The organism is Pseudomonas pharyngis, from assembly GCF_021602345.1.
GTDB lineage: Bacteria > Pseudomonadota > Gammaproteobacteria > Pseudomonadales > Pseudomonadaceae > Aquipseudomonas > Aquipseudomonas pharyngis.
Genome location: NZ_BQID01000007.1, coordinates 52,100 through 67,682 on the forward strand (window position 1 = coordinate 52,100; position 15,583 = coordinate 67,682).

Sequence of the window (15,583 nt, forward strand, 5' to 3'; positions counted from 1 at the left end):
TACCACTTGAAACCACCCACCTTGAAACCCTCGAAACCATAGGCCTACAGGCATTTCCGACGCGTTGACATGGTATGCAAGTGGTATTAGTTTTCGCCCGACAACCGAGCGACAACAATCCTATATCAGCGCCGGAAAAGCCTTACATGAACGACCTCCACGCCCTACGTCCCGACGACTCCCAGCCGACGCCGCTGTACCTGCAACTGGCGCGCAATCTGGAAGCGGCGATCCATGCCGGCCAGTGGAAAGCCGAACAGGCGATGCCGTCGGAGCGCAGTCTCAGCGAAATGCTGGGGATTTCCCGGGTCACCGCGCGCAAGGCGCTGGAAGTCCTGCTCGACCAAGGTTTGATCCGCCGCCTGCAAGGTTCCGGCACTTTCATCACCCCACGCCTTGAACAACCGCTGTCGCGTCTGTCGGGTTTCAGCGAAATGCTGCGCCTCAAGGGCTTCGTGCCCAGCTCGCAATGGCTGGAGCGGGAAATCACCCTGCCGACCCACGAAGAATTGATCCGCCTCGGCCTGTCGCCGAACGACAAGGTCGCGCGCATGAAACGCCTGCGCAAGGCCGACGACACCGTGATGGCCATCGAGATGAGCACCCTGCCCGCCTCGATCATGCCCAAGCCACAGGTGGTGGGCGATTCCCTCTACGAACACCTCGACAGCATCGGCAAGCCGATCGTGCGCGCCTTGCAGCACATCCAGGCCATCAATGCCTCGGACGAGTTCGCCGCACTGGTCGGCATCGCCCCCGGCACCGCGATGCTGCTGATGACCCGGGTCGGCTATCTGGAAGACAACACGCCGATCGAAGTCACCGACACCTATTGCCGCAACGACTACTACGACTTTGTTGCAGAGCTTCGCCGCTGATCAGCAGCCAGGCCAAACGAGAGAAGCGAAATGTCTGAAGACAACATCCTCACCGCTGACGGCTGGATTCGCGGCCGGCTGATCCACGAACACGGCAGAGTCGTGTCGATCGAAGGCGAGCCTTGCGATCCGGCGACCAATGACTTGCCGTATCTGCTGCCGGGTTTCATCGACCTGCACGTCCACGGCGGTGGCGGCAAGGACATCATGGAGGGCGCCAGCGCCTTCGAGACCATCACCAAGACCCACGTGCGCTTCGGCACCACCTCGCTGCTGGCCACCACGATGACCGCGCCGAGTGCCGAGATTTCCAGCGTGCTCAAGGAAGTCGGCGAGTTCTGTGAACAGCGCCCGAAAGGTGCCGCCCGGGTTCTCGGCGTTCACCTCGAAGGCCCCTACATCAATCCCGGCAAACTCGGCGCACAACCGAACTTTGCCCACACCGCGTTGATGGCCGAGGTCGAAGACTATCTGGCACTGGCGCCGATTCGGGTGATCACCATCGCCCCGGAAATCGCCGGTCATGACGGCTTGATTCGTGAATTGAGCAGCCGTGGCATCCGCATGCAGATCGGTCATACCCTCGGCAGTTACGAGGAAGGCGTCGCCGCCCTCGAAGCCGGCGCCACCAGTTTCACCCACTTGTACAACGCCATGAGCCCGCTGCATCACCGCGAGCCGGGCATCGTCGGCGCCGCCCTCGCCCACGCCACATTCGCCGAGCTGATTCCGGATTTGCTGCACGTGCACCCCGGCGCGATCCGCGTGGCCCTGCGTTCGATTCCGTGCCTGTACTGCGTCACCGATTCGACCGCCGCCGCCGGCATGCCCGACGGCGAATACAAGCTCGGCAGCCACACCGTCACCAAATGCCTGGGCGGCGTGCGCCTGCCCGATGGCACCCTGGCGGGCAGCACCCTGACCATGGATCAGGCCCTGCGCAATCTGGTGAAGATCGGTCTGCCGATCGCCGAGGCCTCGCAACGTCTTTCGCAATTCCCCGCCGACTACCTCGGCATCACCGAACGCGGGCGCCTTGCACCTGGCGCCTGGGCCGACTGCGTGCGGCTGGATCGCTCACTCACACTGACCGCCGTCATGGTCGAAGGAGAAGACATTGACTTCAAAAATGCTTGAGGAGGCGCTGTCCTCATTCGAGGCCGTGCAAGCCCAACTGCAACAGCTCGACTCGCCAATGATCGAGATCGCCGGGCGCCTGCGTCGTCAACCGCCGCAAGTGGCGATGACCGTTGCCCGTGGCAGCTCCGACCATGCGGCGAGCTACTTCGCCTACCTGACCATGCAGCAACTGGGGATTCCGGTGGCGTCGTTGCCGATGTCGGTGGTGACCATGCAACAGGCGCCTTTGAAGGTCAGCGGTCAGGTTGCGTTCGCGTTTTCCCAGTCGGGCCAGAGCCCGGATCTGGTCAACAGCCTGCGCCTGTTGCGCAAGCGTGGCGCGCTCAGTGTGTCGATGGTCAACGCCGCCGATTCGCCGCTGGAGGCTGCGTGCGAATTCAGCCTGCCATTGCTGGCCGGCACCGAAAGCAGTGTCGCCGCGACCAAGAGTTTCATCGCCACCCTCAGCGCCAGCGCCCGTCTGATCGCGCACTGGAAAGAAGACGCCGAATTGCTGGAGGCGCACAACGCCCTGCCCGAAGGCCTGCGCGAAGCCGCGCAACAGGACTGGAGCCTGGCCATCGACGCCCTGCGCGATTGCGAGCGGTTGATGGTGATCGGCCGTGGCGCCGGTTTCGCCATCGCCCAGGAAGCCGCACTGAAATTCAAGGAAACCTCGGCGATCCAGGCCGAAGCCTTCAGCAGCGCCGAAGTCCGCCACGGCCCGATGGCCCTGATCGACGAACACTACCCGTTGCTGGTGTTCGCCCCGCGCGGCGCCGAACAGGCCGGTCTGCTGAGCCTGGCAGCCGAGATGCGTCAGCGCGGCGCCCGCGTGCTGCTGGCCGCCCCGGATGACGTCAGCGAACGCGACCTGACCCTCAGCCGTGCCGAGCACCCGGCCCTCGATCCGATCCTCGCGATTCAGAGTTTCTACGTGATGGCGGCCGGTCTGGCCGTGGCCCGTGGCATGGACCCGGATCAGCCGCGACACCTGAGCAAAGTCACCCGTACGCACTGAGTCCGAACCGAACGTTTTCCTGATGAGACCGAGCCATGCACAACAACAATAAAGAGCTGACTTTAAGCGCCCCGCTCAGCGGCCCGGTGCTCACGCTCGCCAAAGTCCCGGACGCGGTGTTCGCCAGCGGCGCGATGGGCGACGGCATTGCCATCGATCCGCTGAACGACACCCTGTATTCGCCCTGCGCCGGGGTGGTGATCCACGTCGCCCGCACCGGCCATGCACTGACCGTGCGCGCCGACAACGGCGCCGAGCTGTTGCTGCACCTCGGTCTGGACACGGTGGAGTTGCAGGGTGAAGGCTTCTCGATGCTGGTCAAGGAAGGCGCGCGGGTCAGCAATGGCCAGCCGCTGCTGCGCTATGACCTGGACAAGGTCGGCCGCCAGTGCAAAAGCCTGGTCAGCCTGCTGATCCTGACCAACAGCCAGGATTTCCAGGCGCGCCCCATCACCCTGAAAACGGTGAAGGTCGGCGAGCCGCTGCTGCACATCATCGCTCGTCACAGCACAGCGGCGAATGCAGAAGAACTCGGCGGCCCGGAAGTTCTCGGTCACGTGCAGGTTGCCCATCGCGGCGGTCTGCATGCGCGCCCGGCGGCGTTGATCCGCCAGACCGCGCAAGGGTTCAAGAGCCAGTCCCAGCTGCATTTCGCCGGCAAGTCGGCATCGTGCAACAGCCTCATCGGCTTGATGGGCCTGGCGATTGGCGAGCAGGACGAAGTGCAGGTCAGTTGCCAGGGCCCGGACGCACAGGCTGCGCTGCAAGCCTTGCTCACCGCACTGGCCACCGCACTGCCCGAAGACCATCATGCCGCCGCACCGGTTGCCGCCGCTCCACGCAATCGCTCGGCCGAGGCTGGCGTGTTGCACGGTGTGTGCGCCGCGCCGGGACTGGTGGGCGGGCCGCTGTTTCGTCTGAACGCGATCAGCCTGCCGGCGGACACCGGCAATCATCAGCCCGAGCATCAACTACAGATTCTCGACACCGCGCTTAATCAGGTTCGCAGCGAAATCGACGGCACCCTCGTCCAGGCGAAAAAACAGCGCAATGCCGACGAGGAAGCGATCTTCGCCGCGCACCTGGCCTTGCTGGAAGACCCGGCCTTGCTCGACGCCGCCCAGCAATCGATTGAAACCGGCACGGCGGCGACCCACGCCTGGAGCCAGTCCATCGATGCGCAATGCGAAGTGCTGCAAAACACCGGCAGCCCACTGCTGGCCGAGCGCGCCAACGATCTGCGCGACCTCAGGCAACGAGTACTGCGCGCCCTGCTCGGCGAAGCCTGGCACTACGACGTGCCGGTCGGCGCCATCGTCGCCGCCCACGAACTGACGCCGTCGGACCTGCTGCAACTGAGCGCGCAAGGCGTCGCCGGTTTGTGCATGGCCGAAGGTGGCGCGACTTCCCACGTGGCCATTCTGGCTCGGGGCAAAGGCCTGCCGTGCGTGGTCGCACTGGGCTCGGCGCTGCTCGATCAAGCGCAAGGCCTGTCGGTGGTCCTCGACGCCGACGGCGGTCGCCTCGAGCTGACGCCGAATGCCGAGCGTCTGGCCGAAGTGCAGCAGGCGCAAATCGACCGTCAGCAACGGCGCGACGCCCAGCAGGCCCAGGCCCATCTGCCGGCCGAAACCCGCAACGGCGTATCCATCGAAGTGGTCGCCAACGTCGCCTCCAGCCATGAAGCGGCCGATGCGTTTGCCAATGGCGCCGATGGCGTCGGCCTGTTGCGCACCGAATTTCTGTTCGTCGACCGCCAGACTGCACCGGACGTCGAAGAGCAACGCGCTGCCTATCAAGCCGTGATCGATGCCATGGGCGACAAGTCAGTGATCATCCGCACCATCGACGTCGGCGGCGACAAGCAACTCGATTACCTGCCGCTGCCAGTAGAGGCCAACCCGGTGCTCGGCCTGCGTGGCATTCGCCTGGCCCAGGCCCGCCCGGAAATCCTCGATCAGCAACTGCGTGCGCTGCTACAAGTCAGCCCGTTGCAGCGTTGCCGGATCCTGCTGCCGATGGTCACCGAGGTCGACGAACTGCTGCACATCCGCCAACGGGTCGATGCGCTGCGTCTGGAACTGGGCATCAATCAACGTCCGGAAATCGGCGTGATGATCGAAGTCCCGGCCGCCGCGTTGCAGGCCGAGCAACTGGCCGAACACGCCGACTTCCTGTCCATCGGCACCAACGACCTGTCGCAATACACCCTGGCCATGGACCGCGACCACTCAGGCCTCGCCGCACGGGTCGATGCCTTGCACCCGGCGCTGCTACGCCTGATCGCCATGACCTGCGAAGGCGCGGCGGTGCATAAACGCTGGGTCGGCGTGTGCGGCGCCCTCGCCTCGGATCCGCTGGCGACGCCAGTGTTGATCGGCCTGGGCGTGACCGAACTGTCGGTGAGCCCGGTACAGATCGGCGAAATCAAGGACCGCGTGCGCCAGCTGCACGAAGCCGAATGCCAACGCCTCGCCCGGGACTTGCTCAAGCTGAGCAGCGCCGCCGCGGTGCGTCATGCCTGTCATCAACATTGGCCTCTGCGCTAACAAAAACAACAAGGACAAACGCCATGTACCAACTCTTCATCGAAGGCCTGCAACGCCTCGGCCGCGCGCTGATGCTGCCGATCGCGATCCTGCCGATCGCCGGCCTGCTGCTGCGCCTGGGCGACACCGACCTGCTGAACATCGCGATCATCCACGATGCCGGCCAGGTGATCTTCGCCAACCTGGCGATGATCTTCGCCATCGGCATCGCGGTCGGTTTCGCCCGGGACAACAACGGCACCGCTGGCCTCGCCGGGGTGATCGGTTATCTGGTGATGATCTCCACCCTCAAGGTGCTCGACGCCAGCATCAACATGGGCATGCTCGCCGGGATCGTCAGCGGCCTGATGGCCGGCGCGCTGTACAACCGCTTCAAGGACATCAAGCTGCCGGAGTACCTCGCCTTCTTCGGTGGCCGGCGTTTTGTGCCGATCGTCACCGGGTTCGCGGCGGTCGGTCTGGGCGTGGTGTTCGGCTACATCTGGCCGCCGATCCAGCACGGCATCAACAGCTTCGGCGCTTTGATGATGGAAAGCGGCAGCCTTGGCGCCTTCGTGTTTGGCGTTTTCAACCGCCTGCTGATCGTCACCGGCCTGCACCATATCCTCAACAACATGGCGTGGTTCGTGTTCGGCAATTTCACCGACCCGACCACCGGCGCTCTGGTCACTGGAGATCTGTCGCGCTACTTCGCCGGCGATCCCAAGGGCGGCCAGTTCATGACCGGCATGTTCCCGATGATGATCTTCGGCCTGCCGGCCGCGTGTCTGGCGATGTACCGCAACGCCCTGCCGGAACGCCGTAAGGTCATGGGCGGGATCTTCCTGTCGATGGCACTGACTTCTTTCCTGACCGGGGTGACCGAGCCCATCGAATTTGCCTTCATGTTTCTGGCGCCGCTGCTGTATCTGGTGCATGCGTTGCTGACCGGGTTGTCGATGGCGATCACCAATGCGCTGAACATTCATCTGGGCTTCACCTTCTCCGGTGGTTTCATCGACATGGTGCTGGGCTGGGGACGCTCCACCAACGGCTGGCTGGTGGTGCCGGTGGGACTGGTTTATGCCGTCATCTATTACGCGGTGTTCGACTTCTGTATCCGCCGTTTCAATCTGAAAACCCCGGGACGTGAAGACGTGGCCGCTGCCGAGAAATCCGTGCTGACAGAAAACGAGCGCGCCGCTGCGTACATCAAAGCCTTGGGAGGTGCCGAGAATTTGGTCACCGTCGGCGCGTGCACCACGCGGCTGCGACTGGAAATGGTCGATCGCAACAAAGCCTCCGATGCCGATTTGAAAGCACTGGGTGCAATGGCCGTGGTACGTCCGGGCAAGGGCGGCAGCCTGCAGGTGGTCGTTGGGCCGATGGCCGACAGCATCGCCGACGAAATCCGCCTGGCGATGCCCGCATTGGGCCGAGTCGTAGTGGCTGCTCCTGTCACAGTCGTCGAAACCAACGAGCCCGTTGCTATAGCCGCACCGCAAGCCCAGCAATGGCTGAGCGCCCTGGGCGGCAGCGACAACGTGCTGCAACTCGACTGCATCGCCATGAGCCGCATCCGCCTGCAACTGGCCGATGGCAAAGCGCTGTCGGAAAGCCGATTGAAAGAACTTGGATGTCTGGGTGTGAGCGCGCTGGAGGATGGCGTATGGCACTTGCTGGTAGGTGAGCGGGCGCAGAGTCTGAGTGCGGCGTTGGAGGGGTTGGTCAATCGGAGTGAGGTGAGTGCCAAGGTTTAGGGCGACCTCTGAAGCGATGGGTGGGGGGTGATTTGACGCATCTTTGTGCGGACTCAGAATCCCCCCTCACCCTAACCCTCTCCCGGAGGGAGAGGGGACTGACCGCGTTGTTTGGGAGAGGTACGCCGACGTGACATACCGAGGTGAACTCGGGTTATAAAATGCATGCAACTCGAATCGTGCTTCCTCTATTTCCTCTATTTCCTTTGCTTCCTTTGCTTCCTTTGCTTCCTTTGCTTCCTCCCCTTCTTCTGCTCCTGCTCCTGCTCCTGCTTCAGCTTTCGCTCCCCACCACTCAACACGATGAGCGTTAGCTCGAGTAAGGCTTTTGACGTACCGGCCCCATCGGAAGGCTGAGTGGAGGGATTTATCCGGGGGTGGGAGCGCAGCGACCGTGCGGCGCAGCCGCATGCATCGAGAGGAGGTGCAGCGAAGCAAACCGTAGGCGATGCCCCCGGATGAATCCCGGAACGAAGGAACACCGAGCCTAGGCGAGGTGCCGAACGCAGGGGACCAGACCTTTGGTTACTTTGGGGCGTTTGCCAAAGTGACCCGCCGTAAGGGCGGAACCATAAGCCGCCGCACCCGAAGAAACGGATATTCACCCAACCCAAACCCCAAACAACAAAAAACCCGCTGAAATCACTCTCAGCGGGTTTTCCATAACTGCGATCAGAAGATCAAAAATCCTCCAACCGCCAAACTTCATAAGCCGGTGTCTCGTAGGGATGGCTCAACTTAAGAGCCGCCACTACCGAGCGAATCAACTCATCGCAAACGACAAGCTCAACCTTCCACTCCTCGACCCGCTCAACCTGCCCAGCCTGACCAATGAACGGCTGACTCCCGTCCAGAGGCCGAAACTGACCAGAGCCAAGCACCTGCCAAGCACAGTGGTCATAGTCACCGATCCGCCCACCACCGGCAGCGAACACAGCGTCCTTGACCACCTCGACATGACTGTCAGGAACAAAAAAACCGAGCTTGTACACGACGCTTAGTTCACCCACACACGAGCATTACGGAACATACGCATCCAAGGTGCGTCTTCGTTCCAGTCTTCCGAACGCCACGAGTTCTGCACGGCACGGAACACACGCTCCGGGTGCGGCATCATGATCGTCACGCGACCGTCGCGGCTGGTGAGGCCGGTGATCCCGCGCGGCGAACCGTTCGGGTTGGCCGGGTAGGCTTCGGTGACCTTGCCGTGGTTGTCGACGAAACGCATCGCCACGCAACCCGACAGATCGGCTTCGAGCAGTGCCTCTTCGCTTTCGAATTCGGCATGGCCTTCACCGTGAGCGATGGCGATCGGCATGCGCGAACCGGCCATGCCCTGCAGGAAGATCGAGTTCGACTCCTGAACCTGAACCATCGCCACGCGCGCCTCGAACTGCTCGGAGCGGTTGCGCACGAAGTGCGGCCAGAACTCGCTGCCCGGGATCAGCTCGTGCAGGTTGGACATCATCTGGCAACCGTTGCACACGCCGAGGGTGAAGCTGTCGTTACGTTCGAAGAAGCCCTGGAACGCATCGCGGGCACGGCTGTTGAACAGTGCGGACTTGGCCCAGCCTTCACCGGCGCCGAGAACGTCGCCGTAGGAGAAACCACCGCAGGCCACCAGACCCTTGAACTCGTTCAGGTCGACGCGGCCGGCCAGAATGTCGCTCATGTGCACGTCGATCGCGTTGAAACCGGCGCGGTCGAACGCAGCCGCCATTTCCACCTGACCGTTGACGCCCTGCTCACGCAGTACCGCAACCTGTGGGCGGATGCCTTTCTTGATGTAAGGCGCGGCGATGTCCTGGTTGACGTCGTAGCTCAGCTTGACGCTCAGGCCCGGGTTGTCTTCTTCCAGCAGCGCATCGAACTCTTGCTCGGCGCAGTCGGCGTTGTCGCGCAGACGCTGGATCTGGTAGCTGGTCTCGGCCCACTGACGTTGCAGCAGACGACGCTGGCCTTCGAACACGGTGTCACCGTTGAAGGTGATGTTGATCTGGCCATTGTTGATCGGCTGACCGATCACCGACACGCAGTCGCCCAGACCAGCCGCGCTGAATTGGGCGAGGATGTCCGGGGTGGCGTCCTGGCGAACCTGGATCACGGCACCCAGTTCTTCGTTGAACAGGATGGCGGCGATTTCAGCGGAGCTTTCGGCAACGCTGTCCAGGTTCAGGCTCAGGCCGCAGTGACCGGCAAAGGCCATTTCCACCACGGAGGTCAGCAGACCGCCGTCGGAACGGTCGTGGTACGCCAGCAGGTGACCGTCGGCGTTGAGGCCCTGGATCACGGCGAAGAACGCTTTCAGGTCTTCGGCGTCGTCGACGTCCGGAGCCTGCTTGCCGAGCTTGCCGTGAACCTGGGCGAGGATCGAGGCGCCCATACGGTTCTGACCGCGACCGAGGTCGATCAGGATCAGGTCGGTGGTGCCCTTGTCCATGCGCAGTTCCGGAGTCAGGGTCTGACGGATGTCAGCCACTGGCGCGAAACCAGTCACGATCAGGGACATTGGCGAGGTGACGGTCTTGTCTTCGCCGTTGTCATTCCAGCGGGTGGCCATGGACATCGAGTCCTTGCCAACCGGAATGGTCAGGCCCAGCTCAGGGCACAGTTCCATGCCGACCGCTTTCACGGTGTCGTACAGACGCGCGTCTTCGCCCGGGTGGCCGGCAGCGGACATCCAGTTCGCCGACAGTTTGATGTCGGAGAGCTTGTTGATGCGCGAGGCGGCAATGTTGGTCAGGGTTTCGCCGATGGCCATGCGGCCCGACGCCGGAGCGTCCAGCAGCGCCAGCGGAGTGCGCTCGCCCATCGCCATCGCTTCACCGGTGTAAACGTCGAAACTGGTGGCGGTGACGGCAACATCGGCCACCGGAACCTGCCATGGGCCGACCATCTGGTCACGGGCCACGAGGCCGGTGATGGTGCGGTCGCCGATGGTGATCAGGAAGCTTTTGCTCGCCACGGCCGGGTGATGCAGAACGCGCTCGATGCTTTCGCCGATGTCGAGGTTCGACGGATCGAAGTCATCGCCCAGCTCGGCTTCGCGAACCACCGAACGGTGCATGCGCGGTGCCTTGCCCAGCAACACTTCCAGTGGCATGTCCACCGGGTTGTTGCCGAAGTGGCTGTCGGTCACGGTCAGTTGCGGCTCGGCGGTGGCTTCACCGACAACGGCAAACGGGCAACGCTCACGTTCGCAGATCGCCTTGAAGCGCTCGAAGTCGGCCGGGCCGACCGCCAGAACGTAACGTTCCTGGGATTCGTTGGACCAGATTTCGTGCGGGGCCATGCCCGGCTCGTCGTTTGGAATGTTGCGCAGTTCGAAACGGCCACCACGGTCGCCGTCGTTGACCAGTTCCGGGAAGGCGTTGGACAGACCGCCCGCACCCACGTCGTGGATGAAGCTGATCGGGTTCTTGTCGCCCAGCTGCCAGCAACGGTCGATGACTTCCTGGCAGCGACGTTCCATTTCAGGGTTTTCACGCTGAACCGAAGCGAAGTCCAGATCCGCCGAGCTGGTGCCGGTGGCCATGGAGGAAGCAGCGCCGCCGCCCAGGCCGATCAGCATCGCCGGGCCGCCGAGCACGATCAGCTTGGAGCCGACAACGATCTCGCCTTTCTTGACGTGTTCTTCACGGATGTTGCCCATGCCGCCAGCGAGCATGATCGGCTTGTGGTAACCGCGAACTTCATCACCGTGCGGGGTGGTGATCGATTGTTCGAAGGTACGGAAGTAGCCGGTCAGGGCCGGACGACCGAATTCGTTGTTGAACGCGGCGCCGCCCAGCGGGCCTTCGATCATGATGTCCAGCGCGTTGACGATGCGCTCGGGCTTGCCGTACGGCACTTCCCACGGCTGTTCGAAGCCCGGGATCTGCAGGTTCGACACGGTGAAACCGGTCAGGCCGGCCTTCGGCTTGGCGCCACGACCGGTTGCACCTTCGTCGCGGATCTCGCCACCGGAACCAGTGGACGCGCCCGGGAACGGAGCGATCGCAGTCGGGTGGTTGTGGGTTTCGACCTTCATCAGGATGTGCACCGGCTCCTGCACCGCGCCGTACTGGCGGGTTTCCGGATCCGGGAAGAAGCGGCCGGCGACGTTGCCGACGATCACCGAGGCGTTGTCCTTGTAAGCGGACAGCACGCCTTCGCTGTGCATCTGATAGGTGTTCTTGATCATGCCGAACAGGCTTTTTTCCTGGCTCTCGCCGTCAATATCCCAACTGGCATTGAAGATCTTGTGGCGGCAGTGCTCGGAGTTGGCCTGGGCGAACATCATCAGTTCGATGTCGTGCGGGTTGCGCTTGAGACCGTTGAAGGCGTTGACCAGGTAATCGATCTCGTCTTCGGCCAAGGCCAGGCCCAGTTCGACGTTGGCTTTTTCCAGCGCGGCGCGACCGCCGCCGAGGATGTCGATGGCGGTCAGCGGCTTCGGTTCGGCGTGGCTGAACAGACCGGCGGCCTGCTCGAGGTTGGCCAGAACGATCTGCGTCATGCGGTCATGCAGTACATCGGCAATCTGCTGTGCTTCGGCTTCGCTGAACTGACCGGCCACATAGAACGCGATACCGCGCTCCAGGCGCTGGATCTTGCTCAGGCCGCAGTTGCGGGCGATGTCGCTGGCCTTGCTCGACCATGGCGAGATGGTGCCGAAACGTGGCAACACCAGGAACAGACGACCGGTCGGCTCTTGAACCGGAACGCTTGGACCGTACTTCAGAAGGCGCGCAAGCACCTGCTGTTCGTCGCCGGTCAGGACGCCGGTGACTTCGGCGAAGTGAGCGAATTCAGCATACAGGCCACTGACAGCTGGAACCTTCTGGCTCAGTTGCTCAAGGAGTTTGCTGTGGCGAAAGGCAGAAAGGGCAGGAGCGCCGCGCAGGATCAACATCTTCGGGACAGCCTCGGGAAGGGGTGTGCTTTGAGGCCGTGCATTCTAGCCTAAACCGCCCTCAACATCACCCGAAACGCTACGCACGGTTGCACCCGGATGTCGAGTGGTGTTCCTGCCTTGAGGGTCAAATTTATGGAGTGTTGCAAGGCGGGTTATTTTTTCTGTCACAAAATGCCTTTCGGGCCCGTTTCTGCGGGGTTTCGCGCGGTTTTGTGATGCCTAGCAGACAACCCCTCGACTGTCGAGATATGGCGCCCGTTGTCCTTTGCGTATACTGCGCACATGTTTTCCCCAACGGCTTTGCGTCCGCGATACGCCAAATGGCTGATCGCTACCGGACTCTTCCTGATGCTCAGTGGCTGTGTTGATAAACCCAACACACTCGAGCGCGTAAAGGAGGATGGCGTGCTGCGGGTGGTCACCCGAAACAGCCCCGCCACCTACTTTCAGGATCGCAGCGGTGAAACCGGCTTCGAATACGAGCTGGTGAAGCGCTTTGCCGACGATTTGGGGGTCGAGCTGAAGATCGAAACCGCCGACAACCTCGACGACCTGTTCAATCAGGTCGGCAAACCGAACGGCCCGGTACTGGCGGCCGCCGGCCTGGTCAGCAGCGAACAGCGCAAGAAGCAGGTGCGCTTCTCCCGCTCCTACCTCGAAGTCACCCCGCAGATCATCTATCGCAACGGCCAGTCACGCCCCACCGACGCCGGCGATCTGGTGGGCAAGAAGATCATGGTGCTCAAGGGCAGCACCCACGCCGAACAACTGGCGGAGCTGAAACAGAAATATCCTGGCATTCAATACGAAGAGTCCGACGCCGTTGAAGTGGTCGACCTGCTGCGCATGGTCGATGAAGGTCAGATCGACCTGACCCTGGTCGATTCCAACGAAGTGGCGATGAACCAGGTGTACTTCACCAATATCCGCGTCGCCTTCGACCTCGGCGACGCGCGCAGCCAGAGCTGGGCCGTGGCGGCCGGCGAAGACAACAGCCTGCTCAACGAGATCAACAGTTATCTGGACAAGGTGCAGAAGAACGGCACCCTGCAACGTCTGAAAGACCGCTATTACGGCCACGTCGACGTCCTCGGCTACATGGGCGCCACCACCTTCGCCCAGCATTTGCAGCAGCGGCTGCCCAAGTACGAACAACACTTCAAGGCCTACGCCAAGAAAGAGAAAGTCGACTGGCGCCTGCTGGCGGCGATCGGTTATCAGGAATCGCTGTGGCAACCGGCGGTCACGTCGAAGACCGGCGTGCGCGGGCTGATGATGCTGACCCAGAACACCGCCCAGGCCATGGGCGTGTCCAACCGCCTCGATCCGAAGCAGAGCATCATGGGTGGCGCCAAGTACCTGGCCTACATGAAGGATCAGCTAGACGAATCGATCCAGGAACCGGATCGCACCTGGTTTGCTCTTGCGGCCTACAACGTCGGCAGCGGTCATCTGGATGACGCACGCAAACTGGCGGCCAAGGAAGGGTTGAACCCGGACAAGTGGCTGGATGTGAAAAAGATCCTGCCGCGCCTGTCGCAGAAGCAGTGGTACAGCAAGACCCGCTACGGCTACGCCCGAGGCGGCGAACCGGTGCATTTCGTGGCGAACATCCGTCGCTACTACGACATCCTCACCTGGGTGACCCAGCCGCAGCTTGAAGGCGATCAGGTGGCCGAGGGCAACCTGCATGTGCCGGGGATCGACAAATCGAAACCGGCTCAAGAGCCCGCCCCGTTGTAACAAACACCCCAAAAACAAATGTGGGAGCGAGCCTGCTCGCGAAGGCGTCGTGTCAGCCGACATCATCGTTGACTGATACAGCGCTTTCGCGAGCAGGCTCGCTCCCACAGCTTTTTTTGTTGAGGCTTAGTGCTTGGCGGCGGCCAGGATCAGCGCTTTCATTTCAGAGACAGCAGACTTGAAGCCTACGAACAACGCGTGCGCCACCAGCGCGTGACCGATGTTCAGCTCGTTGATGCCCTTGATTGCGGCAACCGCCTCGACGTTGTGATAGTGCAGGCCATGGCCGGCATTGACGATCAGGCCCTGGGCCAGACCGAAGGCCACGCCGTCCGCGACACGCTTGAGTTCTTCAGCCACTTCGGCAGGCGTTTCGGCATCGGCGTAACGTCCGGTGTGCAGCTCGATGGCCGGTGCGCCGACGCGCTTCGACGCAGCGATCTGCCGCTTGTCGGCGTCGATGAACAGCGATACCTCGCTGCCGATCTTCGACAGACGCTCGACCGCCGCCCGGATCCGCTCCTCCTGCCCCGCCACATCCAGACCGCCTTCGGTGGTCAATTCCTGACGGGTTTCCGGCACAAGACAGATGTGCGCCGGACGAATACGCTCGGCGAACGCCATCATTTCTTCGGTAACGCCCATTTCGAAGTTCATGCGGGTTTGCAGCACGTCCTTGAGCAGCAGCACGTCACGCTCCTGAATGTGCCGGCGATCTTCGCGCAGGTGCACGGTGATGCCGTCGGCGCCCGCCTCTTCCGCGTCCAGCGCTGCCTTGACCGGATCCGGATAGCGCGTGCCACGGGCCTGACGCAGGGTGGCGACGTGGTCGATGTTCACGCCAAGAAGAATGCGATTGCTGGTGGTCACGGATGCGCTCCTGAATGGAAAGATTCGGCGCACAGCATACGGCGAGATCAGGGCTTGCGAAACAGCTCGCGACTGACGAGGGGACGACCGCCCAGATGCACGGCCAATGCCTGGCGCATCAAGCGCTTGGCGGCGGACAGCGCGCCCGGTGCCGACCAGTCGGCTTCGGCCATGGCCAGCAGTTCGGTGCCGTTGAACAGACCGGGTTGCAGCAGATAGACCCGTTCGAGCCCGGCATCCACCTGCAAGCGGTATAGGCCATCCGCAGCGATGGGTTCGTCATTGATGTCGGTGTTCAGGGAAAAGCCATAACCGAGGTCGTCGAGCAGCCGCCATTCGAAGGAGCGCAACAGCGGTTCCAGCGGCCGCCCCTCGGCCAATGCCAGCAACGTGGCAGCGTAATGATCGAACACCGCAGGATGCGGATCTTCGGCGGGCAACAGGCGGATCAACAGCTCATTGAGATACAGACCGCTGAACAGCGCCTCGCCGACCATCCACGTTGCGTTGCCGACACTTTCCATGCGCCCGACGTTCTTCAATTCACCCTTGCCGCGAAACTCCACTTCCAGCGGCACGAATGGCCGCGCCAGCGTCCCGGCCTTGCCCCGCGCGCTGCGCAACACCGCCCGCAGCCGACCTTGCGGCGTGAGGAAGTCCACCAGGGCGCTGGTTTCGCGGTAGGCGCGCGAATGCAGGACGTAGGCGGGCTGGGCGGGAGGTGGGCTTTGCGACATTGAGTTCTCGATGACGAAACGCAGTTTTAC

The 15,583-nt window shown here is 62.6% G+C and carries 10 protein-coding genes; 6 read left to right on the forward strand and 4 right to left on the reverse strand.

Annotation, left to right across the window (positions count from 1 at the left end):
• Positions 1–146: 146 nt before the first annotated feature.
• Genes L6D74_RS15725 through nagE form a run of 5 tightly spaced genes read left to right on the forward strand, consistent with a single transcriptional unit; the run spans position 147 to position 7,306 of the window.
• Positions 147–878: a GntR family transcriptional regulator gene (locus L6D74_RS15725; protein WP_064593607.1), complete on the forward strand. Its 732-nt coding sequence runs from the start codon at positions 147–149 to the stop codon at positions 876–878.
• 30 nt (positions 879–908) lie between these two features.
• Positions 909–2,015, forward strand: a complete 1,107-nt coding sequence (nagA, locus tag L6D74_RS15730) for an N-acetylglucosamine-6-phosphate deacetylase (protein WP_064593604.1) — start codon at positions 909–911, stop codon at positions 2,013–2,015.
• Complete coding sequence (locus L6D74_RS15735) at positions 1,996–3,018, forward strand: SIS domain-containing protein (RefSeq protein WP_236189734.1); 1,023 nt, start codon at positions 1,996–1,998, stop codon at positions 3,016–3,018. Before nagA ends, L6D74_RS15735 begins: the two co-directional genes overlap by 20 nt.
• A 35-nt stretch (positions 3,019–3,053) precedes the next feature.
• The gene (gene ptsP / locus L6D74_RS15740; protein WP_236189736.1) at positions 3,054–5,567 is read left to right on the forward strand and encodes a phosphoenolpyruvate--protein phosphotransferase; all 2,514 of its coding nucleotides are present in this window, start codon (positions 3,054–3,056) and stop codon (positions 5,565–5,567) included.
• Between the two features lie 23 nt (positions 5,568–5,590).
• Positions 5,591–7,306 (forward strand): N-acetylglucosamine-specific PTS transporter subunit IIBC, encoded by a 1,716-nt coding sequence (nagE, locus tag L6D74_RS15745; RefSeq protein WP_064593595.1) that lies wholly within the window; start codon positions 5,591–5,593, stop codon positions 7,304–7,306.
• 680 nt (positions 7,307–7,986) lie between these two features.
• Here nagE and L6D74_RS15750 read toward each other — a convergent pair.
• Complete coding sequence (locus L6D74_RS15750) at positions 7,987–8,298, reverse strand: YqfO family protein (RefSeq protein WP_064593592.1); 312 nt, start codon at positions 8,296–8,298, stop codon at positions 7,987–7,989.
• A 5-nt stretch (positions 8,299–8,303) separates the two neighbouring features.
• Positions 8,304–12,200 (reverse strand): phosphoribosylformylglycinamidine synthase, encoded by a 3,897-nt coding sequence (gene purL, locus L6D74_RS15755; protein WP_103386432.1) that lies wholly within the window; start codon positions 12,198–12,200, stop codon positions 8,304–8,306.
• A gap of 285 nt (positions 12,201–12,485) precedes the next feature.
• Between purL and mltF the strand changes: the two genes are divergently transcribed.
• A complete protein-coding gene (mltF, locus tag L6D74_RS15760; protein WP_011332593.1) occupies positions 12,486–13,946 on the forward strand; it encodes a membrane-bound lytic murein transglycosylase MltF in 1,461 nt (486 codons plus the stop codon).
• Between the two features lie 126 nt (positions 13,947–14,072).
• Here the strand turns inward: mltF and pdxJ are convergent, their stop codons facing one another.
• Entirely contained in the window at positions 14,073–14,816 is a 744-nt protein-coding gene (gene pdxJ, locus L6D74_RS15765) for a pyridoxine 5'-phosphate synthase (RefSeq protein WP_236189738.1), read from the reverse strand.
• A 47-nt stretch (positions 14,817–14,863) separates the two neighbouring features.
• Entirely contained in the window at positions 14,864–15,553 is a 690-nt protein-coding gene (gene recO, locus L6D74_RS15770) for a DNA repair protein RecO (protein ID WP_039769514.1), read from the reverse strand.
• Positions 15,554–15,583 lie beyond the last annotated feature (30 nt).

Excerpts from the sequence above, each read along its gene's own strand:
- L6D74_RS15725 (WP_064593607.1), top strand. The coding sequence starts at position 147 with ATGAACGACCTCCACGCCCTACGTCCCGACGACTCCCAGCCGACGCCG.
- nagA (WP_064593604.1), top strand. The coding sequence starts at position 909 with ATGTCTGAAGACAACATCCTCACCGCTGACGGCTGGATTCGCGGCCGG.
- ptsP (WP_236189736.1), top strand. The coding sequence starts at position 3,054 with ATGCACAACAACAATAAAGAGCTGACTTTAAGCGCCCCGCTCAGCGGC.
- nagE (WP_064593595.1), top strand. The coding sequence starts at position 5,591 with ATGTACCAACTCTTCATCGAAGGCCTGCAACGCCTCGGCCGCGCGCTG.
- purL (WP_103386432.1), bottom strand. The coding sequence starts at position 12,200 with ATGTTGATCCTGCGCGGCGCTCCTGCCCTTTCTGCCTTTCGCCACAGC.
- mltF (WP_011332593.1), top strand. The coding sequence starts at position 12,486 with ATGTTTTCCCCAACGGCTTTGCGTCCGCGATACGCCAAATGGCTGATC.
- recO (WP_039769514.1), bottom strand. The coding sequence starts at position 15,553 with ATGTCGCAAAGCCCACCTCCCGCCCAGCCCGCCTACGTCCTGCATTCG.